Raw genomic sequence first — 9,012 nt, 5'->3', positions numbered from 1 at the left:
ATAATATTGCGGTTTTCGCCACCAGACAACCATTCACTCAATCCATTCGAATCAATGGTTCGAATCAATATCCGTTGACCCTCGATTTGGACATGCTCCGTATCATTCCGCTCAATCTCTTCGTTCATTACAACAAGTACTAATGAATCTAATCCATCAGCTAAAGGATTATAAGGATATGGGTTTTCAATAACAGCCAAACCGATTAAATGAGGTTCATCTCGATAGCTGTCCGAGAAGTACGCTTTTATATGTTCCACTGGTTCCTCCATATAGCTAATCACATTTTATTACGCTATAATAATATTCTACAGTTTTATTCTTTTTCGACAGGTTGGAGGCACATTCCTGCTTACTAACTCAGAAACTGTTTCAAAATCATAAGTCATTGGTCATAGGAAGGGTATGAATACATGAATAAGTTCTTTTTCAAGTCAGCCAAAATCAATGAATTCCGTCTATGGGGACTCGTTTTCACCCTTGTTGGCATGGGAGTCATGATACTCGGAACAGCCGGCATTGTTTTTTTGGGACAAGCAGGCAAAATCATTGCTGCTATCTTCATGGTAATCGGCATGATCTCCTTGTTAATCAGCGTAGCCGTTTATTTCTGGGCTGGCATGATGTCAACAAGTGCCACAATGCTTCAGTGTCCAGAATGCTCGCGTCCAACCAAGATGCTTGGAAAAACAGATCGTTGTATGTATTGCAAAACGATACTTACGCTTGATCCTGCACAAGCAACAACTACTCCTTCTGAACAGCAAGTTTAACCTATAGTGAATATACGGTTGATTCTTTCTTAGGAAACAACCTTTATTCTACTAAGAAGGTAAAAAGCTAAGAAAACCAACTTTTGATCGCAGCATTACATAAATAAGAAACGCCTCCTCCATGTCTTCACATGTGAGGAGGCGTTTCTTATTTAACATTTATAAATGAATTATGGCCTAATCTTGAGAGAATCGTCGATCGATTTCCAAATAGCTTCCGTTTGGAACGCACGCTGCCATGTTGCTACACCCGCTAAATCATATTTACGTGCAAGCGCTACTCGAGCTTTAATGGACACTTCATCCTCAATCCATATTCGCATCAAGTTTCCGTCTTCCGTATATTCCACGTAATTCTGACCTGCTTTTGCATCAAACACTGGCTTAAGTTTCTTAGTCGTAATAATCTCATTAACCTTCTTCATGCCTACTGCCTTTGAGGAAACGTCTATTTTACCGTCTTCCCCTTTTTTCTCAGTCCATATCCGGGTATACAGAGGCATGCTTAAAATAATTTTACTTGCTGGTACGGCATCCTCCTGCATGATACGAACAAGAGAACTCTCTGTCCAAGGCAGCGATGCTACCGAACCTGATTTTGGACTCGCAGCCCAATGCTCATCGTAAGCCATGACCATCATATAATCTACAACATTGCCAAGCGCTGCACGATCAAGAAACAGCGACCACATCTCACTATTCGACTTGGGTGTTACATCCACGGAGACAACCAAGCCCTGCTCATGTAAAAGCGGAGTCAGCTCCCGAACAAATTGTACAAAATTAGCTTTATCCGACGTGTGTACATTTTCAAAATCTAAATTAATCCCTTGCAATCCATATACTTGAGCAAAGCCGATCAGCTGCTGTATCATCGAGAATCGCGTTTCCACTGACGCTAATGCCTTTGTCGTTCGATCAGGCTCAAAGCTATTGCTGAACAGCGCCCAAATCTGCATCCCTTGCTGATGTGCCCATTTCACATATGCGGGATCAGCCTTGCCTTTTATTGTTCCTTTGTCGTCGGCAAGTTCAAACCAGGTAGGACTAACGACATTTACTCCCTGCATCGGCGCTATTTTGGCAGTATCGATTTTCCGTTGATAAACAGCTTCCCATGTCATATTAATTTTGTTGCCGAGCACCTTCCACGCAATAAATGGAGGCTCTGCCGCCTGCTCGGGCATTTTTTCAATAGAAGTAAGCTTCACATCTTTTTTATTCATAAAACCGATGATGCCTTCGCTGTTTTGGACAAGCAGCCAACCTTCCTGCTCTTTCCAAATTCTTATTGACTGTGATTGAGGAACTTTTTGAACAAAAGGCGCTCGAATAGTCGCTTCGGTTCGAATAGCTGCCCCTTTCTCAGGAGTAGCCTCAGCAAGCTGAACCATGTCTCCTGCATTCAGCAGTGTTACTGTGCCTGTCTCTTTTACGAATTCTACTTTCAGCCCATATAACTCCTCCAAAGGTTCTGCAGGAATATAGACCATATCATTAGACGTTTCTGCAGTAATCGTTAGATCATATGGCTTTTGGTTGATAGTCGCCGTTAAAGAATCCGTCTTAAGGTGAAGTACCTTATTGGCAGTTGTCAAGATGATTGAACCTGAATCAGGCTCATATCTTATAGGCTTGTCCACTCCTAATACCTGCTCCAGCACCGAAAGCGGCAGCTTGACTTCATCATTTTCGATAATAGCTCCTTGCTCCGCTTCAACGCCTTGAATAAATATAGGATGCTCTGTCTTATAATTTGGATCTACCTTTTCATTGTTAGGAATAAAGCGCATATATCCATACCAACAAAAGACAGCTATTACTCCTAACAAAAACAACAATATTATGCTCCGAACACCTCGGTTGCCTTTTCGGCGTGGCGCTCGGTTGTACATCGTTTCCAAGTCATCACTCTCCTGTAATGTTAACTTCAAAATTCTATTCGACTATTAAAAAACGTGCAGATTAGCGTTGTATCGCTTCCCGGCACGTTCTTGTAGGCATAACGCCAATTATTTCGCTGATTTAGTGTTGCAAGTCGAGCAAACACCGTAAATTTCCATCCGATGTCCTTCAACCACAAAACCTGTTACACGTGACGCTGCACGTTCTACCTCAAGCAGCGGTGGATAATTAAAATCGACGATTGAACCGCAATTTTTGCAAATGGCATGGTAATGATCGGATAAATCCGAATCAAACCGGCTTGAATCATCGCCATAAGTCAGCTCACGCACTAATCCAGCTTCTACAAATAAACGCAGATTGTTATATATGGTAGCTACGCTCATGCTCGGGTAAACTGGTGAGAGCGCTTTATAAATTTCATCTGCAGTCGGATGCGACATCGAGTCCATCAAGTAGCTTAATATTGCGTGACGTTGCGGGGTCATTCGGACGCCATTCATCTTCAGTTGCTCAAGTGCTAAGTTAACGCTGGCTCCCATTCCCCTCACGCCCTTCCTTAAAGTTATTAAAGCTATTGTACGTTCTTATTTAAGAGTTTGTCAATGAAAGCGCCTTTTTAGGATAGTCCAAATTGCTTAATTGCAATGCTGTTCGTAGCATTAATCTGAATCCTGAAAGTGCCGTCGCCTATAGTGCCTCTTATCGTTTTCTTACTTACTTCAAGCGGCAAATCGGACACAATATTACCGAAAGTTACCGATCCATAAATCGTAAAATGAGCATCCTCCGGTATTGCAAGCTTTACCTCTCCGACGGAGCTATCGAGATCCCAATCTCCGCTAACTTCAGCACTGCTTAGTTCAATGTTCCCATTCAGCGTATCCGCTTTAACAGAACCGCCTGCACCGTCCATTTTGATTTTCCCGTTTTTTGTTTCTGCTTCAATGTTTCCATCAATCTGCTTGATCTCCAAACTGCCATTGAGTGTATTCGCATAAAGCTTACCTTCAATAGAATCTGCAGTAACCGTACCATTTTTTGTTTCAAGACTGGTATCACCAGTTATGCTTTTCACATTAATTCCGCCATTATTACCTTTGACGGAGATAGGACCTTTAATGTTGCTTACGGAAACAATTCCGCTATTGCTTCGGAGCTCAAGGCCGCCTGGCAGCGTCAAATTCATGACTTCAATTGAACCATTGCCTGATTCAACTTTCATCTTTAATACAGGCTTCTGTTCCTCAGCATTCTGAGGCGGTTGTTCAGATTGACCATTTAAACCTGCATCTGTATCCGTAGGCTTTTCAGTTGCGGACTGATCGTTCAAATCAACATCAGATGCTCCCGCATCAACTTCTTCGCCAATCGTATCAATACTTTCCGAACCCAAGGATAACGGTGTTTCTGTAGGCTGTTGATTAACCTCAACCAGATCAGACAAAGACATTGGTACGGTAATGATCATATTCATTCTCGGTTTTCTGCTTCCGTTAGCGCCATAGGTTTGACCCTTCGCCTCCAACGTTACTTCAGCGCCTGGATTAATTTTGACGGTTGATTGCTCTGCGATCGCATCAGCCTCCGTTTTGCCTGGCACATCAACCCATACAGCAGTCAAAAGCTCTATTTCCTGTACGTCACCCGATCGAATGGTTACTTGCCCATTGGGATTAACAACACGAATGAGAGAAATCGCTTCATCTAAAGGAACCTTAATGATGGTCTTCTCATAATGAAATCCTTTCTCTTCTCCAAATTCTGCTGCCCCGTTCAAATCAACATTAAATTGATCCAGCCAACGATAAGGAATATCCGCGTATTGGGTCACAACGTAAGCGGTCAATGAAATCGCAACAGCAATCATCGCGCCTCCAACATCAAATCGAAGCTTTTTTTCTATGTCTTTAAACTTTATGCTGTATAGAATGATTTCTAAACCTAACAATATAAAAATAACCGGCCACCATTGACCAAGCAATGAAATATCATTCCGTCCTTGAATTTGATCCCAGAGAAGCAATCCTCCCACGACCAATACCAGTGCCGCTGCTGTAAAGCGTCCGAGCTTAAACATAGTAACTCTTCCTTTCCTTGAACGTGACAGCAGCAATATTGAAGCGATTATAATAATCGGGCCAACACATAACTCCGCTAGTTCATTCATCCAGGGTAAAATCGCTTGTGGAGGCTTCACTAAAATAAGCATGACGCTTCCAGCCGCCAAAAGTAAAATACCATGTGTGCGATTCAGTGCAACGGGGTTGTTATTATCGGCATCCGCGCTTTGCAAGGAATCAAACACGCTAATAAAATAAAAAATAGGAAGCATAATACCTAAATAAACGATCAACAGCAAATGTCTGCCGCCATCTGAATCGGCTAACCTTACAATCGCCGTCAAATCCAGCCAAAAGGCCGCAATTAACAGTAAGCCTTTCGGATGCTGTCCAGTATACATATGTCCTGCTCCTGGCATAGCAAATGCGAATAATACGGTGAGAAGCCTATTTTTTATTCGTTTTATTCTGAGCTGACCCAACGTACACCCTCCAAGTGCTTTATATTATCGAGGAGCACTAACAATGCTTCTGATTTAGGCAGTGTAATATACACCTGCAGCAAAATCTGCTCGCCTTCCTCTTCACCCTCGCATTCTTCCAGCAGCATTTTTCTCATGATGATTTTCCGATCAGTCAGTAGGCTATTTAATTCAAGCATGGCTTGAGATAAATTATTAGCTTTTATTTTGAGCAAGTGCTCTTTCTTTGCACTAATATACCTTTTTTCCAGCTTATTAAACGCCCATAATGTTACAAGAACCATGATCGTTGCGGTAGCTGATGCAAAATAAAAGCCTGCTCCGACTGCTAATCCAATTGCAGAAACGACCCATAGGGACGCCGCTGTCGTTAAACCCGTTATTGATTTTCCGGTAAATAAAATAGTACCTGCACCTAGAAATCCAATGCCTGTAATAACTGCGGCTGCAAGTCGCGCCGGGTCAACCCGTACGTTAGGCTCGTCGACAAATGCTGAGAAACCGTACATGGATAGCAGCATCAACAAGCAAGAACCTAAACAAACTAGAATATTCGTTCGAAGTCCAGCAGCATGATTCGACTGTTCTCGCTCGAAGCCAATAAGTCCGCCCAATAGCAAGGCAAGCAGCAGCCTTAATAAAATATGAAGTTCACTAATATACCAAGGATTATGAAGTGTACTTAGCAGCATAAACAATCCCGACCTTTCTATATTCGCTATTGTAACATAATTGTATGCAGCGTATGGAGCTTACAGGTCTTCTGTCCAGAGTGGTGTTCAAAAAGAAAGACGCGGTTCATCATGTTGATGAACCGCGTCTTTTTGCGTGCAACTGCTTTTATTTCAAGCGCTCTACAAGCAGCTTATTCACGAGTGCGGGATTTGCTTTCCCTCTTGATTCCTTCATAACCTGACCAACAAGGAAGCCAATTGCTTTATCTTTACCTGCTCTGTAATCTTCAACAGATTGCGGATTTGCTTCAACGATCTGGTTAACGATGGCTTGAATAGCGCCTTCGTCACTGATTTGAACGAGACCTTGTTCCTCTACAATCTGCTGTGGCAGCTTGCCTGAATCCAGCATCGCTTTAAATACCGTTTTGGCAATTTTACCGTTGATTGTGCCTTTCTCAAGCAAACCAATCATTTCACCTAGGCCTTGTCCAGTAATCTTCACATCGGTAATTTCTTGACCGTTGGCATTCAAATAACCAAGCAAATCACCCATGATCCAGTTCGATACGGATTTGGCATCCTTCGTGTAAGAAAGGCTCTCCTCGAAGAAATCAGCAAGCTTCTTAGATGAAGTAATGACTTCAGCATCATAGGAAGGCAAGCTGTAATCAGCCGTATATCTCGCTTTGCGCGCATCAGGCAATTCTGGGATTGTCGCACGAATGCTTTGCTTCCAGTCTTCACTAATATGAAGCTGTACTAGATCCGGGTCCGGGAAGTAGCGGTAATCATGTGCTTCTTCTTTGCCGCGCATAGAGAAGGACTTACCAAGTGCATCGTCAAAACGACGAGTCTCCTGAATGACCTCACCACCGCTGTCGAGAATTTCCGCTTGGCGGAACTGCTCATACTCAAGGCCGCGCTGAACGCCGCGGAAGGAGTTCATGTTCTTAAGCTCCGCACGTGTACCAAATTCCTTTTGTCCGTATGGACGAAGGCTTATGTTTGCATCACAGCGCAAGCTGCCCTCTTCCATCTTCACATCAGAAACATCGCAATACTGCATGATGGCTTTGATTTTCTCGAGGTATGCTTTCGCTTCCTCAGGTGTACGAATATCAGGCTCTGATACGATCTCAATTAGCGGCGTACCTACACGGTTGAAATCGACAAGTGATGCATAACCGCCATCGACGTGAGTCAATTTGCCTGCATCCTCTTCAAGGTGCAGCCTTGTGATCCCAATTCGTTTGGTCTCGCCACCCACTTCAATATCAATCCAGCCATGTTCACCGATCGGTTGATCAAATTGCGAAATCTGATACGCTTTTGGCGAATCGGGGTAAAAATAGTTTTTACGGTCAAACTTGCTGATATCTGCAATTTGACAGTTCAAAGCCATTGCCGCTTTCATTGCATATTCAACGGCTTGGCGATTCAATACCGGCAAAACGCCGGGATGTCCAAGGCATACTGGACAGGTATGGGTATTCGGCGGCGCGCCGAAAGCCGTAGAGCAGCCGCAAAAGATTTTACTGTTCGTATGCAGCTCCACATGGACTTCCAGCCCGACAACCGTCTCGTATTTGTTCGGTTCAGACATTCGTATCGATCCCTTCGTAAACTTATATAGGTCCGCTTATAGCTGCGGACGTTGTTTATGATGCTCTGTATGCTGCTCGAACGCATGAGCGGCGCGCAGCACCGTCGATTCGTCGAACGCTTTCCCGATAATTTGCAAGCCAATCGGCAAGCCATCTGCCGTTCCACAAGGAACGCTAATGGCAGGAACGCCAGCCAAGCTTACCGGTATCGTACAGATATCGTTTAAATACATCGTTAATGGATCTCCAACTTGCTCTCCGATTCGGAACGCAGGTGTCGGAGCCGTAGGTCCGATGATGAGATCATATTGGCTGAACACTTGGTCAAAGTCCTGCTTGATAAGTGTACGTACCTTCTGAGCTTTCAAATAATATGCGTCATAATAGCCAGAGCTTAGAGCATATGTTCCAAGCATAATCCGGCGTTTTACTTCAGCGCCAAATCCTTCGCTGCGGGATTTCTTATACAAATCAATGAGATTTGCAGGATCTTCCGCACGTACACCGTAACGTACGCCGTCGAAACGAGCTAGATTTGACGATGCTTCCGAGGAAGCAAGCAAATAGTAAGTAGCGATTGCATACTCCGTATGCGGAAGTGAAACCTCTTCCCATGTCGCGCCCAGTGATTCGTATACTGCCAGCGCTTTAAGTACCGCTTCTTTCACACGCGGATCAATACCAGCTCCTAGGTATTCTTTAGGCACACCGATACGCAGACCTTTTACATCACCTGTAAGAGCTGCTGTGTAATCTGGAATATCCACATTCGCTGATGTAGAGTCACTTGTGTCGTAACCAGCAATGGCTTGCAGCACAAATGCGGAATCTTCAACATTTTTGGTAAGCGGACCGATTTGGTCCAAAGAAGATGCGAAAGCAACAAGTCCAAAACGTGATACTAGGCCATACGTTGGTTTGAGGCCAACGATACCGCAATAAGCAGCTGGCTGACGAATCGAGCCGCCAGTGTCGGAGCCAAGCGAGAAATAAACTTGTCCAGCAGCAACTGAAGCTGCCGATCCGCCGCTTGAGCCGCCTGGAACATAATCCGTATTCCATGGATTGCGAGTTGGATAGAAGCTGGAGTTCTCGTTGGAACCGCCCATTGCAAATTCATCCATGTTCAGCTTTCCAATCGTTACCGACTGAGCTGCTTTCAGCTTGCGAACAACAGTGGCATCATAGATAGGATTGTAATTGCTTAAGAACTGACTCGCACAAGTGGTCAGTAGACCTTCCGTCACAATATTATCCTTAACACCCGCCGGCAATCCAAACAATAAACCTTGGTCGCCGCCTTCTTGCAATTGCTTGTCCAGCTCGGAAGCCTGCAAGCGTGCATTCTCTTCATTTAATGTAATAAAAGCCTTAATAGCAGGCTCAGTTTCCGCAATTCTCGCAAATGATGCGCTAACCAGCTCAGAAACAGACAGTTCCTTATTGTTAAGCTTGTTATGTACATCCTGCAGGCGCAAATCAAACAGTGCCAACAGTAGTTCCTCCCT

8 protein-coding genes (1 of these 8 cut by a window edge) are annotated in these 9,012 nt (G+C 44.1%); 1 reads left to right on the top strand and 7 read right to left on the bottom strand.

Annotated elements, in window-relative coordinates; genetic code table 11:
• A protein-coding gene (locus MHH56_RS06830; RefSeq protein WP_339207447.1) for a nucleotidyltransferase-like protein crosses the window boundary here: on the bottom strand, positions 1-260 show its beginning. The gene continues 625 nt to the left of window position 1, outside the view; 260 of the gene's 885 nt are visible here — the first part of the coding sequence; it begins with the start codon at positions 258-260; its stop codon lies off the left edge, out of view.
• A gap of 153 nt (positions 261-413) precedes the next feature.
• On the opposite strand from MHH56_RS06830, the gene MHH56_RS06825 reads away from it, so the two are divergent.
• Positions 414-773 carry a YgzB family protein gene (locus MHH56_RS06825; protein ID WP_339207446.1) on the top strand — a complete coding sequence of 120 codons (360 nt, stop codon included), beginning with the start codon at positions 414-416 and terminating at the stop codon, positions 771-773.
• A 170-nt stretch (positions 774-943) separates the two neighbouring features.
• On the opposite strand, the gene MHH56_RS06820 is transcribed toward MHH56_RS06825, so the two are convergent.
• From MHH56_RS06820 to gatA, 6 genes are all read right to left on the bottom strand, one after another.
• Positions 944-2,707, bottom strand: a complete 1,764-nt coding sequence (locus MHH56_RS06820) for a glycosyl hydrolase family 18 protein (RefSeq protein ID WP_339207445.1) — start codon at positions 2,705-2,707, stop codon at positions 944-946.
• A gap of 78 nt (positions 2,708-2,785) precedes the next feature.
• A complete protein-coding gene (perR, locus tag MHH56_RS06815; RefSeq protein WP_076271893.1) occupies positions 2,786-3,220 on the bottom strand; it encodes a peroxide-responsive transcriptional repressor PerR in 435 nt (144 codons plus the stop codon).
• Between the two features lie 77 nt (positions 3,221-3,297).
• A complete protein-coding gene (locus MHH56_RS06810; protein WP_339207444.1) occupies positions 3,298-5,142 on the bottom strand; it encodes a DUF4097 family beta strand repeat-containing protein in 1,845 nt (614 codons plus the stop codon).
• Between the two features lie 62 nt (positions 5,143-5,204).
• Positions 5,205-5,915 carry an MgtC/SapB family protein gene (locus tag MHH56_RS06805; protein WP_076271891.1) on the bottom strand — a complete coding sequence of 237 codons (711 nt, stop codon included), beginning with the start codon at positions 5,913-5,915 and terminating at the stop codon, positions 5,205-5,207.
• A gap of 148 nt (positions 5,916-6,063) precedes the next feature.
• Complete coding sequence (gatB, locus tag MHH56_RS06800) at positions 6,064-7,503, bottom strand: Asp-tRNA(Asn)/Glu-tRNA(Gln) amidotransferase subunit GatB (RefSeq protein WP_339207443.1); 1,440 nt, start codon at positions 7,501-7,503, stop codon at positions 6,064-6,066.
• Positions 7,504-7,539: 36 nt separating this feature from the next.
• Positions 7,540-8,997, bottom strand: a complete 1,458-nt coding sequence (gene gatA / locus MHH56_RS06795; RefSeq protein WP_076271889.1) for an Asp-tRNA(Asn)/Glu-tRNA(Gln) amidotransferase subunit GatA — start codon at positions 8,995-8,997, stop codon at positions 7,540-7,542.
• Positions 8,998-9,012: the final 15 nt, after the last annotated feature.

This window comes from Paenibacillus sp. FSL K6-3182, assembly GCF_037976325.1.
Classification (GTDB): Bacteria; Bacillota; Bacilli; order Paenibacillales; family Paenibacillaceae; genus Pristimantibacillus.
The sequence above is the reverse complement of the archived record's forward strand: the minus strand, read 5'-3'. Positions and strand labels throughout refer to the sequence as shown.